Annotated in this window: 18 protein-coding genes; 6 read left to right on the top strand and 12 right to left on the bottom strand. The window is 48.2% G+C overall.

The window, feature by feature from the left end; translation table 11 throughout:
* Nucleotides 1-21 precede the first annotated feature (21 nt).
* The 6 genes from PHW04_11745 to rpe all read left to right on the top strand — a co-directional run bounded on the left by PHW04_11745 (nucleotide 22) and on the right by rpe (nucleotide 5,461).
* Nucleotides 22-1,041 (top strand): ABC transporter permease, encoded by a 1,020-nt coding sequence (locus PHW04_11745; GenBank protein MDD2716553.1) that lies wholly within the window; start codon nucleotides 22-24, stop codon nucleotides 1,039-1,041.
* Complete coding sequence (locus tag PHW04_11740) at nucleotides 1,038-1,835, top strand: ABC transporter permease (GenBank protein ID MDD2716552.1); 798 nt, start codon at nucleotides 1,038-1,040, stop codon at nucleotides 1,833-1,835. The genes PHW04_11745 and PHW04_11740 overlap by 4 nt, the downstream gene beginning before the upstream one ends.
* Before the next feature lie 4 nt (nucleotides 1,836-1,839).
* Nucleotides 1,840-2,631, top strand: coding sequence for an inositol monophosphatase family protein (locus PHW04_11735; GenBank protein MDD2716551.1), 792 nt, complete (start codon nucleotides 1,840-1,842; stop codon nucleotides 2,629-2,631).
* A 145-nt stretch (nucleotides 2,632-2,776) separates the two neighbouring features.
* On the top strand, nucleotides 2,777-3,814 hold the full coding sequence (locus PHW04_11730; protein ID MDD2716550.1) for a PASTA domain-containing protein: 1,038 nt from the start codon (nucleotides 2,777-2,779) through the stop codon (nucleotides 3,812-3,814).
* Entirely contained in the window at nucleotides 3,811-4,776 is a 966-nt protein-coding gene (locus tag PHW04_11725; GenBank protein ID MDD2716549.1) for a protein kinase, read from the top strand. The genes PHW04_11730 and PHW04_11725 overlap by 4 nt, the downstream gene beginning before the upstream one ends.
* A 28-nt stretch (nucleotides 4,777-4,804) precedes the next feature.
* The gene (gene rpe / locus PHW04_11720; GenBank protein ID MDD2716548.1) at nucleotides 4,805-5,461 is read left to right on the top strand and encodes a ribulose-phosphate 3-epimerase; all 657 of its coding nucleotides are present in this window, start codon (nucleotides 4,805-4,807) and stop codon (nucleotides 5,459-5,461) included.
* Nucleotides 5,462-5,522: 61 nt separating this feature from the next.
* On the opposite strand, the gene PHW04_11715 is transcribed toward rpe, so the two are convergent.
* The 12 genes from PHW04_11715 to PHW04_11660 form a co-directional block, all read right to left on the bottom strand.
* Nucleotides 5,523-6,113, bottom strand: a complete 591-nt coding sequence (locus PHW04_11715) for a glycosyltransferase (protein ID MDD2716547.1) — start codon at nucleotides 6,111-6,113, stop codon at nucleotides 5,523-5,525.
* Nucleotides 6,114-6,120: 7 nt separating this feature from the next.
* On the bottom strand, nucleotides 6,121-7,689 hold the full coding sequence (locus PHW04_11710; protein ID MDD2716546.1) for an HAD-IIIC family phosphatase: 1,569 nt from the start codon (nucleotides 7,687-7,689) through the stop codon (nucleotides 6,121-6,123).
* 149 nt (nucleotides 7,690-7,838) lie between these two features.
* Nucleotides 7,839-8,960 carry a type III PLP-dependent enzyme gene (locus PHW04_11705; protein MDD2716545.1) on the bottom strand — a complete coding sequence of 374 codons (1,122 nt, stop codon included), beginning with the start codon at nucleotides 8,958-8,960 and terminating at the stop codon, nucleotides 7,839-7,841.
* A 209-nt stretch (nucleotides 8,961-9,169) separates the two neighbouring features.
* Nucleotides 9,170-9,451, bottom strand: a complete 282-nt coding sequence (locus tag PHW04_11700) for an HU family DNA-binding protein (GenBank protein MDD2716544.1) — start codon at nucleotides 9,449-9,451, stop codon at nucleotides 9,170-9,172.
* A 265-nt stretch (nucleotides 9,452-9,716) separates the two neighbouring features.
* A complete protein-coding gene (locus PHW04_11695; GenBank protein MDD2716543.1) occupies nucleotides 9,717-10,685 on the bottom strand; it encodes a DUF4340 domain-containing protein in 969 nt (322 codons plus the stop codon).
* Between the two features lies 1 nt (nucleotide 10,686).
* On the bottom strand, nucleotides 10,687-12,354 hold the full coding sequence (locus PHW04_11690) for a Gldg family protein (GenBank protein MDD2716542.1): 1,668 nt from the start codon (nucleotides 12,352-12,354) through the stop codon (nucleotides 10,687-10,689).
* Nucleotides 12,355-12,363: 9 nt separating this feature from the next.
* The gene (locus tag PHW04_11685) at nucleotides 12,364-13,083 is read right to left on the bottom strand and encodes an ABC transporter permease subunit (protein MDD2716541.1); all 720 of its coding nucleotides are present in this window, start codon (nucleotides 13,081-13,083) and stop codon (nucleotides 12,364-12,366) included.
* The gene (locus PHW04_11680; protein MDD2716540.1) at nucleotides 13,080-14,030 is read right to left on the bottom strand and encodes an ATP-binding cassette domain-containing protein; all 951 of its coding nucleotides are present in this window, start codon (nucleotides 14,028-14,030) and stop codon (nucleotides 13,080-13,082) included. Before PHW04_11680 ends, PHW04_11685 begins: the two co-directional genes overlap by 4 nt.
* 192 nt (nucleotides 14,031-14,222) lie before the next feature.
* Complete coding sequence (metG, locus tag PHW04_11675) at nucleotides 14,223-16,298, bottom strand: methionine--tRNA ligase (protein ID MDD2716539.1); 2,076 nt, start codon at nucleotides 16,296-16,298, stop codon at nucleotides 14,223-14,225.
* 93 nt (nucleotides 16,299-16,391) lie between these two features.
* Nucleotides 16,392-16,523 carry a hypothetical protein gene (locus PHW04_11670; GenBank protein MDD2716538.1) on the bottom strand — a complete coding sequence of 44 codons (132 nt, stop codon included), beginning with the start codon at nucleotides 16,521-16,523 and terminating at the stop codon, nucleotides 16,392-16,394.
* A 117-nt stretch (nucleotides 16,524-16,640) separates the two neighbouring features.
* Nucleotides 16,641-16,955 (bottom strand): nucleotidyltransferase domain-containing protein, encoded by a 315-nt coding sequence (locus tag PHW04_11665; GenBank protein ID MDD2716537.1) that lies wholly within the window; start codon nucleotides 16,953-16,955, stop codon nucleotides 16,641-16,643.
* Nucleotides 16,956-17,172: 217 nt separating this feature from the next.
* A complete protein-coding gene (locus PHW04_11660; GenBank protein MDD2716536.1) occupies nucleotides 17,173-17,625 on the bottom strand; it encodes a nucleotidyltransferase in 453 nt (150 codons plus the stop codon).
* Between the last annotated feature and the right edge of the window lie 262 nt (nucleotides 17,626-17,887).

Genomic DNA, 17,887 nt, shown 5'->3' with positions numbered 1-17,887 from the left:
GTATTTCAAGACTGAAGGCTGGTGGAATGTCCGGGTGTTGACAGACATCTGAAATTCTGGCTTACTAGGAACATGCGCAAGCGTTTCGGGGGGAGATTTCTTTATTTTTTGCTGACGATTTTCGGGGTGACTTTTTTTATCTATTTTTCGCTGTTCATTCTGAGAGTCAAGTCGGCACAGGCTGGACCAGGGTTATTCCATGAACTGACAGTGGGATATATAGCCTGGTGGGGCGACCTCCTGCGCCTGGACCTTGGAATGTCCCTCAAGGATCACAGGCCGGTAATCGCGAAAATTCTGGAGCGTTTCCCGGCTACTCTGGAACTGAATGCGCTGACCCTGATTTTTTCCTTTCTGGTGGCCGTCCCGGCTGCGATTTCCGCCATCTACTTCAAAAACCGTTTCTGTGCTCGATTTTTTTCATTTCTGAGTCTGAACCTTTTCTCTATCCCGAATTTCTGGATCGCCCTGGTACTCTCGATTTTTTTCGGTTTTCAGCTTGGGGAGATCACGCAGCAGCTGTTCGGATTTTCTTTCAGATTCCCAATTTCAGGGATGCGCTCCCTGGAAATGGTGTTGAACAAAGGAGCTTACAGCACCTGGGAAATTTTCCAGGACCGGGTTTTTCACCTGATCTTGCCGGTCATTTGCTCCTCCCTCTTCAACATAGCCCTGATCTATAAATTTTTTTACAGCGAGCTGTTAAAAATCATGACCAGGGAATACATCGTTGCCGCCAGGGCCAGGGGAATTCCTGAGTGGGAGATCATCACCAGGCACGCGGGCAAGAATGCCATTTTTCCCCTGATCACAGTATTTTCTCTCCTGATCCCCAGCCTTTTAAGTTCTAATTTCGTGATTGAAACGATTTTTTCCTGGCCTGGCATCGGCAGGCTGGGATATGACGCAATTCTGGCGCGCGACTATCCGCTGGTACTCGGGCTCGCGCTCTTCACAACCATGATCGTGATCGGGACCAATCTGTTGATAGAAGCCTTTTATTTTTATTTCAATCCTCTTCTGAGGGAAGGCGAACGATGAAAGGGAAGAGAATCCGGCTTTTTCTTTCCATGCTGCCTTTGATTCTGGTGCTGCTGCTGGGTTTTGGCGGAAAGTTTTTTGTGAAGGACCCGTTGAAAATCAACTTCAGGGAACGCAGCCTTCCTCCGAGCATTTCCCATTTCTTCGGCACAGATGACATCGGCTGCGATCTTTTAAAGAAAGTCACACTGGCCATCAGGATTACTCTGATTATCAGCTTCATCGCGATTCTGATCAGCGTTTTTTCCGGATTACTGCTCGGAAGCTATTGCGGTTATTTTCAGGGAGGGATCTGGGACAACCTGTTCAACGCCATCAGCGACATTCTTCTGTCATTTCCAAATTTCTTCCTGATTTTAGTACTGGTTGCTGTACTCCAGAACACTATTCTCAACCTGATCATAGTGATTGCGCTCGGATATTTTCCCACGGTTTTCAGGGTGGTGCGCAGTGAAGTCATGGCCTTGCGCCAGTCGGAGTTTGTGCTGGCCGCCCAGTCTTTCGGAGCCAGCTGGCAGCATACCTTTTTCAGACATATCATGTCCGGGATCAGGGAAAATCTGGTGGCCGTTTTTTTAGTCGGCATGGGCACGGCCGTTGTGACCGAGTCTGCGCTGAGTTTTCTCGGACTGGGCGTACCTCTGGAAAAACCCTCGCTTGGAAGCCTGCTCTCTTCCGGCAGGAACTATCTCAATGCCTGGTGGCTTTCTTTTTTCCCCGGGCTTCTGATCTTTATGGTCAATTTTTCCCTGCAGGCAGCCGGAGAGATGTTCAAGGGCAGAAACGGGAAATAAGATTGTGGGAAATTTATTTGACCTTAAAAAAAACATCGAAATGCTTAAGGAAATCGCTCTTTCAGCGGGAATTCTGCTGCGGAAGAAATTCAGTGAAAATCTGGTGATCGGATTTAAGGGAAGCAATAATCTGGTGACTGACGCGGACCTTGAATCTGAAACCATGATTGTGGAGTTTCTGCGGAAAAATTTCCCGTCCCACGGGATCATCGCAGAGGAAGGTTCCAAGTCCGAATCTCAGAATGCCGAATATTTTTTAATCGATCCTTTGGACGGGACGACGAATTTTGCTCACAGCTATCCCTGCTTCGCGGTCTCCATCGGATTGATGGAAAATGAGGAACCGGTCTGTGGGGTTGTCTATGACCCCATGCGCGATGAGATGTTTTCAGCTTTTCAAGGCGGTGGAGCCCTTTTGAACGGGAATCCGCTTAAAGTCTCAGGCACCGCAGAGGTAGGAAAATCCTTACTGGTAACAGGTTTCGCTTATGACAGCGGCAAGTTCAATAATCTTCCTCATTTTTCCAGGATAGTTTTAGAGGCTCAGGGCGTCAGGCGGGACGGGTCTGCTGCTCTCGACATCTGCCATGTGGCTGCCGGACGCTTCGACGGATTCTGGGAAATGGGGCTTTACCCCTGGGATACTGCAGCGGGAGCGGTGATACTTTCAGAGTCCGGAGGAAGGATCAGCCGCTTCGACTTGAGCCCCTGGCATCCCGCTCAGCGGGAGCTGCTGGCTACAAACGGAAAGATTCATGCTGAATTGAGCGGACTTCTGACATGTGATGGTAAATAAAAAAACAGTGTGGTATCATTCCCTTTGACAGGTATTATTTAATATAGATACAGTCCTGGAATGCCTTGAATGCAGACTGTTCCGTGCCTTGGCATCAATTGAAGGAGCCTGCAGATCCGGGTTTCAGGGTATCGAGATTTGTGAGATGAAAAAAACTCGGAAACGGCTGACTGTCTGGCGATTCCTGATCTGGACTCTGCTGGTGGTAGCTCTGGGCAGGACTTCATATCTGCTCTCTGTCAGCGTGATCAACTATATTTTCAATGAGGGGTCCATGCTTGTCCCAGACCTCGCCGGCACTCAATACAATGAAGCCAGGCGGATCCTTTTTCCTTACCAGTTGGAAGTAATGCAGGCGGGAACGAAAAACCATCCTTTTTTGCGGGCCGGAGAAATAATTTCTCAGGATCCATTCCCAGGGACCAAAGTGAAACGGGGCAGAATTGTCAAGGTGATGGTTTCTTCAGGACAGGAGAATGCCACAGTCCCGGATACCAGGCAGAAACTGCTGATCGAAGCTGAGGCGGATCTTCGAAATCAAGGATTTTCCGTCAATGACCGCTGCTATATTCTAAGCAGCACAATTGCGGCTGATCATATCATCGCAACTTCCCCGGAAGCCGGCGTCAAGAGCGTCAAGAATGCAAAGGTAGACCTTCTGATCTCAAAAGGCTCCGACAAAAAAGGCATCCTGATCCCGGATCTGACTGGAAAGACTCTGGACCAGATTAAAAGTGAACTTCCGATGTTCAAGCTTTCTACCCGTACTGAATCCTCCTCTGATTATGACGAGGGTGTGATTATCAGGCAGAACCCGCCGGCCAGCACGCTGCTGGAAGCAGGCAGTCAGATCAATGTCTGGGTCAACCAGACGCAGGCTGTGGTTCCCATCCAGAAACAGGCGAACCCTGTGACTCAAGCGATCCCTGTGAAGGTCCAGACGACGCCAGCGCAGACTCAGGTGAAATCCGGGAGACATTACGAGACGATTTCATATCAGGTACCTGGCGCTAAATCCAAGTACATGCTGCGGATGATCTTAACCGATGAGCAGGGAATCAGAGAAGTGCTGAGGCAGGAAGTCGAAGCTAATGAAGCTGTGAACTATACTGCAGGCGGGATGGGCAAGATGAAGGTAATGATTTATCTGGACACGCAGCTTGTGAAGGAGCTCGACTTTTGATCAGACCTGGAACAATCATTGCCGACAAGTACCAGTTGCTGGAACTGGTCGAAGAAAATGAAAAATTCTTTGTTTACAAAGCACTCACCGTCTCCTCTGAAGAACGCAGAGCTGTAAAAATCCTTAAACCGAGCCTTCTCAAAAATGAGAGGCTGATCGACAGAATGATCGGCGAACTTCAGAACATGGCTTCACTAAGGCATGAAAGCCTGGTCAGAATTTACGATATCGATGTCGTGGACAAGATTTTTTACATTGCCTCTGAATGGGTGGATGGAATACCGCTGACAACCTTTATCGACAAAGGCAGAAAAATCCCCCTGATGCGTGCTCTCCTGATCATTAAAAGGCTTGGATTCCTGCTCGAATTCGCTACCAAGCAGGGAATCATATACCGTTCGATCAAGCTTTCCAACATCCTGCTGACCGGTGATTTCAAGGTGAAAGTCCTTGGCTTCAACCTGCCTCGTTCATACGGTGTGCTTGGAGACCCTAACCTGACCCAGAACGTCGGGGTCGACCCGGACATCTTTTTTCTGGGTGTAGTACTTTATTCGATGCTGGAAGCCAAATTCCCCATAAAAAAAAGGGATTTTATTATTACTGACATCAAGCTTCTGCGCTATCTGGAACTGGACTGCGACTGGAAATTGTCCGACGAAAACCTGGAACCGAAATTAATAAGTCTGGTCGAAGAACTGATCCGCCGTTCAGTTTCCCGTGAGATGAATGAGCGGATTCCGGATTTTTACAATTTTTTCCAGTACATCGACATGGCTTTCCTGCTCCTGAATAAGCCTGAGGAGCACACCACAGCCAGGGAAGTCGTGGAAACTCTCAGGGAAGAGCTGCCTGCGCCATCAAGCGGAAAAATCCTGCCCGGACTTTACGGAAAACTTTCGTTCCTTATATACCTGGCTGCGATCAGCCTGCTGATATTCGCGATTTATTTACTGGTGTAGATGTTCAAATGAATACTGTGAGGTATACATGGCCATGATCTCCCCTTCAATTTTATCTGCTGACTTCGGAAACCTTGAGCATGAGATCCGCACGCTGCCAGGGGAATCTGTTGACTACCTGCATCTGGACATCATGGACGGGCATTTCGTGCCTGACATTACTTTCGGTTTTCCTGTGGTCCAGCGGATTTCCAAGCTTACCGGCATCCCGCTTGACATTCATCTGATGGTGACCAACCCTGAAGATCAGGTGGAACGGTTTCTGATACTCAAACCGGCAATCCTGACCTTTCATTTAGAGGCAGCCACTCACCCTGAAAGGCTCTGCCGCAGGATCAGGGAAGGCGGCTCCCTGGCAGGTGTCGCCTTGAATCCCGCCACTCCCTGGGATGGACTTAAATATATTTCCGAGGCAGTTGATCTGGTGCTGGTGATGACTGTAAATCCGGGATTCGGCGGCCAGAAATTCATGACAAGCGTGTTGGAGAAAATCAGAGAAATCAAGAATTTCACTGGAAGCGGCAGACAGATGCTGCTGGAAGTCGACGGCGGGATCAACGATAAAACCGCACCTCTGGCCATCGGAGCTGGCGCCAATCTGCTGGTGGCAGGCAACTACATTTTTTCCGCCAAAGACAGAACTGATGCCATCAAAAGGATCTGCGAGCCTGAAAAGCGGCCCTGATGAAGCTGAAGTTCGAACAGTTCTGATCCTGAAACTGCCTTAGAGTAGGAAATCCAGGAAGTCAAGTTGGTTTCTGATTGATCAGATCCCTGTAACTATCAGCAGCGGATTCATCAGGAATCACTGAGATTTTGCTGCCATAGACTCCACCGCTGATCAGCTGATTTTTATTAATTTCGGACGCTGTAATCACTCTGTCCGCCAGATTCAATGACAGAGAGTTCAGCTTTTTCATCATAAATGTTTCCATCCGTTCAGGGTGACAGGCAAAGTTCAGGTGGATGGTCTTTTTTTTTCTGCGGAGAAAGTGAGTGATTCCATAGAGTTTCAAGGCTGAGGTGCAGATCAGGGCAGTGTAACCTGTGTGGCTGATCACTATGGACGGAGGCTGCAGATGAAAGAGTTTCAAGAGCGCTCCCAGGGAATGGGAATAACCATAGACCGATCTTTTGAAAACAGGCTGGCGGAAGAGTTTTGCTCCACTCCTGACCAGCTCCTTTTTCAGAACAGGGCTGGACCCGAGATTTTCTTTAGGGATGTCCGGACTGTAAACGAGCAGCTGATTGTATTCCGGAAAAGATCTGACCAGTGTCAATGCCTGGCCGGCTGCTTCGGGATAGAGAAAAGGGATTACTTGAAAAATATTTTCCATCTGAATCTCACAAAGATTCTGCTTTGATGAAAGTTTTCAGGGATTGGAATTCAGCGAGATTCAAGTACCAGAGGTTTCCCTGCTGTGAAAATCCCAGCCTGGAGTAATGGTCAGCCAGTATGGAGTTTTTAGCAGTTGGAATATATTCCCCCATCAGTTTTTCAAACCCCTGATCAATTGCCGGTTTAACAAGCGCGTTCAAGGCAAAACACTCCAGACTTCTTTTTATCACCCTGCAGCTCATCACCCAGGTGTCGATAAAGAGACTCCTGCCGTCTTTTCTGAGAATCATGGCGCTGCTGATGCCATAGTCACCGAACTTATCTTTCAGGTTGAATGAAAATGTAAAAAAATCAGGGGATGCGGCAATTCTTCCGAGCTGCTCTTCATTATAGCGGACAGTGCGGAGATTGAATTGATTCGAACGCTGGACCAGCTGAGCCACTCTGGGGATGCTGAAATCATTGAAACTTGAAACTCCGCAGGTCATTTCAAGGCTTTCCAGGAAATCCTCTTCCTTCCGGTAGTTTATCTCTAAAACTCGTCGTCCGGCCTGCTCCTGATACCGCCTGGTTCTCAGGAGGTCTTCCGGATCGAACGAAGAGGTTTCAAACAAGTTCAATTCCATCAGAAAGTCCAGAAACAACGCAGGATCCTCAGGCAGTTCCGGAATCGTGATCTCAGGGATGCTGATCCGGACCTGTTCCCGCTCAAACCGGCTGTCATCCAGAAAGACCATGGAGTCGAAACCGATGTTCAGGATTTTCTGGATTGATCGGATATTATCTGCTTTATTCTCCCAGTTGGATGAGAAAACCGCAAAATCCTCAAGCCTCAGAATCATTTCAGTGTGCTTTTCAAAAGGCTCTCTGGCGGTATTCTGATCATTTTTACTGCAGACTGCCAGGATGATCCCGCGGTTCTTCAGCTCTTTGATCCAATACTGGAACTTCGTGAATGCCTTGCCGATTCCCAGCTGACCGATCTGAATCTTTTCCAGTCCGTCCTCACCAATGCTTCCGCCCCAGAGTATGTTATCCAGATCAAGGATCAGGCATTTCCTGGATTTCCCGGTCAGGGACTGGATTATCGAGGTGATATTCCGGGCCAGAACTGGCAGAAAATCAAGAGAAAAAATCAGATCTGAACTTGCAGCCAGCCTGGGATCAAAAATGGAATTTCCATAGCGGGCCTGAATCGCACACAAGTCTGCGATAAACAGGTTTTTCGATTTAAATGCCAGATTCATCAGACCGAGATTTATCTTTCGTAATTGAAAAGTGAATGACATTTCAACTTTATTGCAGAAATTGCCGAAAACGTCTCCGAATTCCGGGAAATTAAGATAAATCACGTTGCAGGCTCGTTGAGAGGTAAGCTTGCGATAAATTTCATCGATTCCGGAAAGCGTTGACTCTGCAAAGCCGGTCCGCTCAATATTATTAAGCTTCAGGAACTGATCGTACAATTTCTGAACTGATTGGAAAACAATCACAAAATCCGCTGAAAAGCGGTAAAGGTCGGATGTCGGATCAAAGACATTCCGCTCGAGCTGATCAAAATCTGATTCGAACATCTGAAAATCGAGCCTGGTTTCATATCCATAACCTCTGAGAGCCTGATTTAAAAGCTGGGTTGAGGAATCACCCAGTATGGAAAGCCGGATTTTCTCGAATCCGCTGAAGTCCTTTTTCAGATTTTTTATCAGCTCTGAAAAATGAATCTTTACACCTCGTCCAGGAAATAGATCTTGGGTGGCTCGATCCCGTTGAAATTGGTATTATATTCCACTGTGTAAGCGCCTGTATTGATGAAATAGAGTTTGTCGTCAAGCGTCAGGGACCTGGGCAGCAGGATGTTGTCGTAAATTACGTCCACGCTGTCGCAGGTCGGGCCTGCCAGATGATATTCTCCTGGGCTGTCGCCGTTCTGCTCTATGTCTGTCCTGATTTCATAGCGGAAATCCTCGATCGACTCCATCAGGCCGTGAAAGCAGCCGGCATCGATGAACAGCCAGTTCTCGCGCTCGTCCTCGCGGCGGGTGATCACAGACGAAACCAGAATTCCGGCATTTCCGACCATGGAGCGCCCTGGTTCCAGAAAGATTTCGGGCAGCGGATAAAAATTTTTTTTCAGAAACCGGTCGACTTCCCTGGCGATAGTCTGAATGTCCGGGATGGGCTTGAGATGCTGGATCGGGAAGCCTCCGCCGAGGTTGATCATGGAAAGGCTGATACCTGATTTTGAGAGTTCCTCGAAAACAAAACGGCATTTATCCAGGGCGATCGCCCAGCGCTTGGGATTGTAACATTGAGAACCAACGTGAAAAGAAAGTCCATAGGGAACCAGCCCGGAATTTTTGGCGAATTTGAGAAGTTTGACCGCTTCCTCCCGGGGAGTGCCGAATTTATGCGAAAGCGGCCAGTCAGATTCTCCTGGATCCATTTCCAGACGTACGAAGCATTTTTTTTCCGGGGCCTGGCGGGAAATTTTTTCCACTTCTATATCTGAATCCGCCACATAATAATTGATTCCGTATGAATTGGCGACTCCGATCTCCCGTTCGCGTTTAATGGTATTGCCGAAGCTTATTTTATCCGGTTCAACGCCCAGTGAGAGCAATTTGTTGATCTCTCCAAGGGAAGCTGCGTCAAAATTGCAGCCAAGTGAATGCAGAAGTTTGATGATCCTGGGATGTGCGTTGGCCTTGATCGCATAAAAAATCTTTCCCTGTGGGAAAGCAGCCTGCAGTTCCAGATAATTACTGCGTACGATTTCCAGATCCATGATCAGGAATGGAGTGGGAATCTTTTTAGCCAGTTCGCGGATTTTAGCTGTCAGTTCCATGGCATCTCCAAATTCGTAAAAAATTAGGTAGATATTATCACTGGGGATTTGGTTTGGCAAAAGAAATTTTAAAGAAATGTATACCCCCTTCGCAGGGCTTCGGGGGTAACAGGCTGTAACCAAAATCCTCACTTCGTTCGGATTTTGTAACAGCCTGTATAAAAAAAGGCCTGTTTGTACAGGCCTTCTTTATACTGAAGAAATCTAGCTTACTTTTTCTTGTTGACGACATCCTTCAGATTTTTGCCAGGGCGGAACTTCGGCACTTTGCATGCCGGGATCTTGATGGCTTTCTTGGTCTGGGGATTGCGGCCGGTGCGTGCAGCTCTCTCTTTGACTTCCCAGCTGCCGAAACCGGTGATAGCGACTTTCTCGCCCTTTTTCAGAGCTTTGGTGATGGAATCGGTGAATGCATCCAAAGCTGTCTGACTGTCTTTCTTTGTCAGGTTTGCCTGCTTGGCGATGGCGTCGATCAGTTCGCTCTTGTTCATTCTGCGTACCCCTTTCACTGTGGTATTTTAAGATTCGTACATTGTAAAAATAAATTTTATTGAAGAAATTGTCAAGTAATTCGTTAAATAATGCTTGGTTGACCGGGAATTCACGGTTTTTAATATGTAAAAACAGTTGCAGCGCAACACAATATACTTTCGGCAGTCAAATGGTCGAAAAGTCCTTTATCCATCGGGTGTTTTGGTACCACTTGACCATAAAACCCATGCCATTCTTGATTTTCGGAGAATCGACCCGTGTTTTTTACTGTGGTACCTTCTTTTTCAGCAGGTTATCGACTTCCCTCAACAGACTGTCGCGTTGATAAGAATTGACCAGAAATACCCTCTGTTTGTTGCTGATAGTGACATAATAGTTAGATCCTTCTTTGGTGAGGAACTTGAACCCGATGCCCTCTCCTCCCTTGGTTGCGATTTCACCGGACAAGTCGACTTCCTGGGTGAAGTCAGGCTTTTTTCCTGTGGCGAGTCCTTCACAGACGAGGTTGTTGACCGTGGAAAGAAGCGACTCGACTTCACTGGTTGCGAGTGCCCCGGAGGCACCGGTTTCGACGGTTCCCATTACCTTTGGAAGCGTAACTTCACCTGTCCCGCGTTTGGCCCATTTCCACTGGCCGTCACGCTGAAGCTCGATTTCCCTGGTGCCGCACAGAATGTGGATCCTGCTGATCTCTTCATCCTTCAGTTTGATCAGAGTCTTGTCGATCCAGTAATTGCTGTCGCTGTTGCAGAGGTAGGAAAGATTAGTGGTAGTCTTATAGATCTCCGGACCTTTTGTGTACTTGAAGTACGTTGAAATCATGTCCGGCCCGACCTTCCCGACTTCAAGCCTGGCCTTGGTAACTCCACCCTGGGAAAGCTCCACGAGCGTGGTTAATTTTCCAAGTCCGTAAACATCCCCCTTTTCCGGATTTCTGGAGGAGATGTCCACTATCGCAAGGTCGCGGATATTCTTGACAAGTCCGTCTACATTGTCTGAGGCGGCCGGATAATCCAGCTTCACGACATTCCAGCTGCCCCCGTTCTGCCTGGTGAGTTCGACTTCGCTGCTGCCCCTGCTTAGCGTGATCCTGTCCATGCCGGCCGGATCGAGTTCAGCGAAGGGCTTGCGGTTTTCGACCTCCAGCTTGTATGTTTTGTCCCCGCTGGTGATGAAGTAGGTAAAAATGCCGAGGGCCGCGGTTATCGCAAAATAAATCAAATTTTTTTTCATCTCATTCCTCCCTGCCGCTGTACTTCTTCTCATAGTCGATTCTGCGCCGCTCCCGCAGCAGATACCAGATTACGCCTAAGATCATGACCAGGATGGAAACACCGAACATGTTGAGGTATTTGAGCCGGAATTTGATTTTCTGGATTTCCTCGTCCTTGCCTTCCTTGAAATATTTCTGGAAGGCTTCCCTGGAAAACAGCGGATGCTCTGACACGTTTTTAGCCCTGATCTGCATCAGGTCCTCACCAAGTGTTAACCAGTCCACAGTGTTCTGAAGAAAAGCCAAGTTTCCTTCATGCCTGGGCAGAAAATCGTCTGAAACGAAAAGTGCGTCCGGTATTACGGCTACGCGGACTTCGGCGGAACTTTTAATCTTGATTTCCGAGGTGTTGACTGCCGGATTTTTTTCGCGGTATCCTGCCACAATGTCTGCGGTCAGACTGTTGTGGTCATAGCAGGTCTTGTATTTTCCTGTGAAAACCGCTCCCAGCATTTTCTTGTCAGACTGCTTTTCGCTGATCAGGAAATTCTGCTGCGGGTCCAGTGAAAAGCCGTTGAGCTCCTGGTTGTATTCAGTGCTGGTGAACAGACTTTTGATTTCAGCTTCGGCTGTATTGACAAGCGTGCTCTGGACCGCGGCGACCCAGGGCAGGGTGATTGAGCTGATCTGGTTGAAGAGGGGAAGATCCTTGGCAAAGTAATAAGGGGCGATTTTGATGAAAAGAGGGTATGGCTGGGTGAAGGTGATATAGCCGTTCCTGAAGCTTGCGAAGTCACTGGAGCGGTCGTAGACCAGCTTATACTCAACTTTCATGCCAAGCTGATTCAGGATTTTAGCCATGTTATGCTCAACCAGGGTGCCATACATCATCTGATTGGGTTCCAGCACCTGGATCAGGAAAATGGCTTTCCCGCCTGATGCCAGATACTGGTCGATCTTGAAGCGGGCCGCTTCGCTGGTTTCCTTGGGATAGAGAAGAATCAGGAGGTCCAGATCGGCCGGGATCTCTTCCCTGGAGAGATTGAGGAAACTCACTTTAGCCAGTTTGCCCAGTGCCTTGACCAGTTCCTGATATTTTTCCATGATGCTCTGGTCTGACTCGTTTTCAAAGAGTGCGACACGGATTTCAGGCAGTTTTTTGCAGGTGACACGCTTGATGCCTGAAGTGATCTCATATTCCAGATTTCCCAGTTCGTTGACAACCGGCAAGGCAGTGCTCTTGTCCTCGAAATAAATCCCCATGCCCAGATAACCTTTGATGGCCTGCACCTGGTCTTTTTCCAGCACATTCATCTGGATCTCCGGAACTCCCAGCGACTCGGCCAGCTGCCTGTATTTCGGATCGTCCTTAGGGTCGCAAAATTCGATGTTCAGGTGGGACCCGCCATATGCCTTGTATTCGCTCAGAAGATCCCGGACCTGATCTTCGATTTTTTTGTAGGCTGGCGGCAGATTGGCGCTGAAAAAGCATTTGATGGAAATGATGTCATCCAGCTGAGTGAGTATTTTCTTGGTGGGTGCGGAAAGCGAATAGAGCTTTTCAGAGGTGAGGTCTACCCGGAAGAATTTGTGGTAGCACAGGTAATTTGCAATGCCGAGAAAGCAGAGCAGGATCACTGTCGACAGGTAGATGTTGTACTGATTCTTTTTTTTATCTTTGAAATCCATTTTATCCTCCTACCTCCACTGTCTGCTTTCCAGCACCTTGACGTTCAGGTACAGGAAAACCGTGATCATGGACAGGTAATAGACTATATCGCGGATGTCGAGCACTCCGCGGCTGATGTTGTTGAAATGCTGATTCAGACCCAGAAACTGGAAAAGAGGGGTGAGCCATCCGGGCAGCACCATTGTCACCAGCGGTTCCCCAATGATGAACAAGGCGAAGGTGGCTGCCACTGAAAGGATAAAGGCTACGATCTGGTTTTCAGTGAAACTCGAGATGAAAAATCCGATCCCGAGATATGATGCACCCATCAGGATTGCGGCTACATATCCACCGATCACAGGACCCCAGTCCAGGATTCCCAGGTAGCTGGCTGTCCAGGCAATGGGGAGGGTGAGCAACAGGGAAATCCCGAGAAAAGAAAGAGCTGCCAGGAATTTTCCCAGCACCAGCTCCACATCAGTCAAAGGCAGAGTCAGCAGCACCTCGAGTGTTCCACTTTTCTGTTCTTCGGGCCAGGAGCGCATGGAAATCGCAGGCACCAGGAACAGGAAAAACCAGGGCAGCAGCACGAAAAAGTTCTTCAGAGAAGTTTCGTTCATGATGTAAAAGCCCTTGAAGAAGAACCAGTTGGCTGTGACGAGGAATATTACCAGATATACGTAAGCAATCGGTGAGTCAAAGTAGGCTTTAAGTTCTTTTTTGAAGATGGAAAATATTTTCCTGGTCATTTCGCTTCCTCCTGGGTTGTAAGCTGGATGAAGATGTCTTCCAGGCTCATGCTGTCCCTGTGAAGTTCTGAAATCAGGTAGTTGTTGTTTACTGCAAAGGCGAAAATCTCCTCAGTGCTCCGGGGTGTTTTCTTAGTCTCCAGTTTGAAGCGCACCAGGCCGTCGTCCAGAACCTGGCATTCCTTCCTGACAATGAAATTGAAGCTGGAAATCTTGGCTTCCACTTCCTGGGCCGGGGCTCTGAAGGTGACATAGACAATATCATTCCCCGACAGAGAGCTTGCCAGGTCTGCCGTAGGACCCTGGGCCACGATTTTTCCATTGCTGATGATCACCACGCGCTGACAGGTCACCGAGACTTCGGTGAGGATGTGGGAGCTCAGAATGATGGTTTTCTCACGCCCGATTTCCTTGATCAGCTCCCTGATTTCAATGATCTGCCTGGGGTCGAGGCCGCTGGTAGGCTCGTCCAGGATCAGGATTTCCGGTTCGTGCAGCAGCACGCTCGCCAGGCCGACTCTCTGCCTGAAACCTTTGGAAAGAGCCCCGATGTTGCGGTAGAGCATGGAGACCAGGCCGCAGGTCTTGACCTTTTCCTCCACTGCTTTCCCGATTTTTCCGGGTTTAATGCCCCGCAATTCCGCAATGTAATGCAGATATTCAGATACGTTCATATCGAAATAGAGCGGGCTGTTTTCAGGGAGATACCCGATCTTTTCCTTGACATCCAATGGATGGGTGAGCACATCGTGGCCTCCCACTTCCACCGTGCCGGAAGTAGCTGCCATGAAGCCGGTGATTATCTTCATGATTGTTGTTTTTCCGGCGCCGTTAGGCCCGAGCAGTCCTACGATTTCCCCTCTTTTCACTGAAAACGAGGCATCCTTGACCGCATGGACGTCGCCATAGTACTTGTGGAGTTTTTCCACCTTGATCATTTCAGTCATGCTCACCTCTCTGAAAAATAATATAATTTATAAGTACTGATAAATCAGTGCATTAAAATTAGCAATTAATATACCATTTAATAGCTGGAATGAAAACTGAGGAAAATGTCTATAGAACAGGTGCTTCCCAGACTGGGATTCCATCAGGAGGCAGGCAAATATTTTCCAGCTGGAAAATATTTTTCAGGAGTTTTATGAAATTTCGCTTCCTGAACTGATTTCGCCGGACGGAGTTAGAAATGTCAATGTTTCCCCGTTCTTGGCTGCCAGCAGCATGCCCTCAGAAATTTCCCCCATGATTTTGGCCGGCTCCAGATTGGCGACTATGATGATGTTTTTCCCGACTATCTCTTCAGGTTTGTAATGCTTGGCTATGCCTGCCACCAGCTGCCTGGTCTCGCTGCCCACTTCTATTGAGAGCTTGAGCAGACGGTCGGACTTGGCTACAGGTTCAGCTGAAAGCACCTTGGCCACTTTGAGCTTGATCTTCCTGAAATCATTGATGCTGATCAGATCACTTTTAAGAGCCTCGCTCTTTGGTTCAGCAGGCTTGGATTTCGGGGTTTTTGAGGGTTTCGGGGCTTCGGCCTTTTTCCCGGCATGCAGCTTGTTCACCTCTTCGGCAATCTGATCGTCTTCAATGCGGGTGAACAGGATTTCCACGCTGGAAGTGTGATTCCCGGACGGCCTGACTGCAGAGAGCTTATCCCAGGGTATCATCTTGATTTCTGTCTTGAAGCCGAGCATTTTCCAGAGTCTGGATGCTGATTCAGGGATCACCGGGAAAGACGCATAGGCAAGGGCAGTCAGAAGCTGGCAGCAGACCGACATGGTTTCAGAGCACTTATCCAGGTTGCTCTTGCGGGTAGCCCAGGGCGCTTCTGTGTCGTAAAATTTATTGCCGAGCCTGGCTAGTTCCATGATAAAGAAGCAGGCCCGCCTGACTTCGAATTTTTCATAGCAGTTTTTGATTTCATCGATGATCTTCTGGGCTTCGGATAAAACTTTTCTGGCAGGTTCTGTGAGGTTTTCCACTATCGGGATCACGCCGTCATGATACTTATCCACGAAAGTCAGAGTCCGGTTGGCGAGATTTCCATAAATATTGGCTAGTTCGCTGTTGTTCCGCAGCTGGAAATCCTTCCAGGTGAATTCAGAGTCCTTGGCTTCAGGTGCATTGGCGGCGATGGCGTATCTGATGCTGTCTGCCTTGTATTTCTGGAAGAAATCGTCCAGTTCGATATACCAGCCTTCGCTCTTGGAGAACTGATGGCCTTCCAGGTTGTAGAATTCGTTGGCAGGCACGTCAAAGGGCAGATTATACTTTTCTTCCTGGCCCATGATCAGCGAAGGCCAGACAATGCAATGGAAGGGGATATTGTCCTTGCCGATGAAATGGATCACGCGGCAGGACGGGTCCAGCCAGTATTTTTTCCACTCATCCGGCTTGCCGATTTTCTGGGCCCAGTCGCGGGTGATGGAGATATAGCCGATCGGAGCGTCGAACCAGACATAGAGCACTTTGCCTTCTGTATTGTCGAGCGGAATCGGCACTCCCCAGTTAATGTCCCTGGTGATGGCCCTCTCCTTCAATCCTTCCTTGATCATGGATCTGACGAAAGTAGTGACGTTTTCCTTCCATTCCTTTTTGCCTGCGATCCAGGTGCTGAGTTTTCCGGAGAAATCCTGAAGCTGCAGATACCAGTGTTTGGTGTCTCTGATCTCAGGTTTTTCATTGCAGATCCCGCAGCGCGGTTCCAGGATTTCCATCACTTCCAGCCAGGAACCGCAGGTGGTGCATTCGTCGCCGCGTACATTCTCCGCTTTGCACTTGGGGCAGGTACCGCGCACATAGCGGTCAGCCAGGAATCTCTGGCATTTCGCGCAGTAAAACTGCTGTGAAACCCTGGGGCGGATCATGTTCTTGCGCAGGAGATTCATGAAAAACTGCTGGGAAAGGTCGTAATGCTGCGGGAACGAGGTTCGGCCGAAATTATCGAATTCAATATTGAACTGGTCGAAGATACCTTTGATCACCTTATGGTATTTGTCCACGTATTCCCTGGGTGTCACCTTTTCGCGTTCCGCTGAGATGGTGATCGGGATGCCGTGCTCGTCTGTTCCGCAGATATAGACTATGTCGGCTCCTGTCAGGCGCTTGAACCTGACATAGATGTCAGCAGGCAGGTATGCGCCTGCGATGTGGCCGAGATGGATGGGTCCGTTGGCATACGGCAGTGCGCTCGTGACCAGTATTCTTTCTTTCATGTGGGTCTCCCTTACAAAGCGATATAAAAAAAGGGTTCAGAATTCTGAACCCTTACAATATACCATTAGTTGGCTCTGGAGTCACCTGGTTTTTTACTTGAGAAGCCCTTTGATTATTATGGAAAATTCGCTGGTTTTGTCCAACAGATCCTTCACTTCTTCTTCTTCAAAAACAACCATGTCCGAGTAATCGCCTTTGGTGCGCTTTTCATAAGCAGTTTTCACCAGTTTGCCATACTTCTTGTCCAGAACTTTCGATGTAATGAAGGACCTGGTGAACCAGCCGATCAGCTTTCTCGATCCTGTAGAAAATAAGTTGAATCCGGTCTTTGTCTGAAAGAGTCATACTCTGACACCTGAATCAAGGGCGTTCAGGATGAAGGGTTGTCTGCCAATAATAGTCTCCAGATCTCTCCTGGAGGTGATTCTGGCGTCGATCAGTATATCGTGCTTCAAGTCGATTTCATAACAAACATCCAGAATTTCATTTTCCCTTTTCCAGTCGAAATCATCAGAAAGCACGATCAGAACATCATAATCCGAGTCATCATCAGCCTTGCCGTTGACTTGTGAGCCATACAGAATCACCTGATCAAGATCCTGGAATTTGTCAGACAGAAGTTTTTTTAATTCCTTGATAATAAAGAGTTTATCCATTCAAGCCTCTTTAATTATGATACAGCGAGTTACTCAAATCTGTAAAGCCTTGATTTCTAAGATGTTGTAGCAGAATCTAAACACAACATGATCCAGATCTTGTTTTTATTCTCCCTCAAAACCATTCTTAGCCGCACCCAAAATCTATCAGGAGTCTTCTGATGGGGACAAGTCGTAATTTGAGCTAGAGATGCGGGCAGGACATGTCCCCATCTTATCAAGTGCCTGGTGCGGATCTTTTTTTGAGCTCGCTGAGCACTTCAAGGTCGGCTATGTCCTTGGGGCGTCCTGCAGCTTTTTTCATGCGGATCAGGTCGTCAAGGGATGCAAAATATGCTTCCACTTCGCCGAATTTTCCGGTCACTTTATTTTTCCAGACTTCCTCAAACGTCACTCCAGCAACGAACGGGTGGATATCTGTCTCCACCAGGTACTGACGGATCAGAATTTTTCTGGTGAGAATCTCTTCTGCGCTGACATCGCTAAGGTCGTAGCCGAAATCGATCAGAGCCTCTCTGCACAGTCCGGCATTTTCCGCAGCCGATTCGATGAAAATATCTATGTCCAGTGTGGCGCGCGAGTAGCCGTGGACAGGGAATGCAAAAGCCCCGATCACCACAAAGCGGACATTATGATCTTTTAAAGATCTCAAAAGGCTTTCTGTGTCCATTTAATACCAGCATTTCAAGCATTTTTCTGGAATTTCCACTCATCATGCGGAATCGTTCCTCAGTAGTGAGTGAAAGTTGGAAGTCGAGTTCGAACAGGAACTCTTTCTGTGGATCGTGGATGTCGAGTTTTAGGATCATTGTTTACCAGGTTTTCTTGAGGCAGACATCCTTTCCTGAGGAGGCAGGGATATCGTGATTGGAGAGCGTGTTGCCTGAGACGTCGGCAGCGAAATTGTAGATCCGTTCATACCATTTGCCGTT

The organism is Candidatus Wallbacteria bacterium (assembly GCA_028687545.1).
Classification (GTDB): Bacteria; Muiribacteriota; JAQTZZ01; order JAQTZZ01; family JAQTZZ01; genus JAQTZZ01.
Note: the sequence above shows the minus strand (reverse complement) of the source record. Positions and strands in the feature narration are given on the sequence as shown.

Coding starts and splice junctions, on each gene's coding strand:
- PHW04_11740 (MDD2716552.1), top strand. CDS start 1,038: ATGAAAGGGAAGAGAATCCGGCTTTTTCTTTCCATGCTGCCTTTGATT.
- PHW04_11730 (MDD2716550.1), top strand. CDS start 2,777: ATGAAAAAAACTCGGAAACGGCTGACTGTCTGGCGATTCCTGATCTGG.
- rpe (MDD2716548.1), top strand. CDS start 4,805: ATGGCCATGATCTCCCCTTCAATTTTATCTGCTGACTTCGGAAACCTT.
- PHW04_11715 (MDD2716547.1), bottom strand. CDS start 6,113: ATGGAAAATATTTTTCAAGTAATCCCTTTTCTCTATCCCGAAGCAGCC.
- PHW04_11710 (MDD2716546.1), bottom strand. CDS start 7,689: ATGTTCGAATCAGATTTTGATCAGCTCGAGCGGAATGTCTTTGATCCG.
- PHW04_11705 (MDD2716545.1), bottom strand. CDS start 8,960: ATGGAACTGACAGCTAAAATCCGCGAACTGGCTAAAAAGATTCCCACT.
- PHW04_11700 (MDD2716544.1), bottom strand. CDS start 9,451: ATGAACAAGAGCGAACTGATCGACGCCATCGCCAAGCAGGCAAACCTG.
- PHW04_11695 (MDD2716543.1), bottom strand. CDS start 10,685: ATGAAAAAAAATTTGATTTATTTTGCGATAACCGCGGCCCTCGGCATT.
- PHW04_11690 (MDD2716542.1), bottom strand. CDS start 12,354: ATGGATTTCAAAGATAAAAAAAAGAATCAGTACAACATCTACCTGTCG.
- PHW04_11685 (MDD2716541.1), bottom strand. CDS start 13,083: ATGACCAGGAAAATATTTTCCATCTTCAAAAAAGAACTTAAAGCCTAC.
- PHW04_11680 (MDD2716540.1), bottom strand. CDS start 14,030: ATGACTGAAATGATCAAGGTGGAAAAACTCCACAAGTACTATGGCGAC.
- metG (MDD2716539.1), bottom strand. CDS start 16,298: ATGAAAGAAAGAATACTGGTCACGAGCGCACTGCCGTATGCCAACGGA.
- PHW04_11665 (MDD2716537.1), bottom strand. CDS start 16,955: ATGGATAAACTCTTTATTATCAAGGAATTAAAAAAACTTCTGTCTGAC.
- PHW04_11660 (MDD2716536.1), bottom strand. CDS start 17,625: ATGGACACAGAAAGCCTTTTGAGATCTTTAAAAGATCATAATGTCCGC.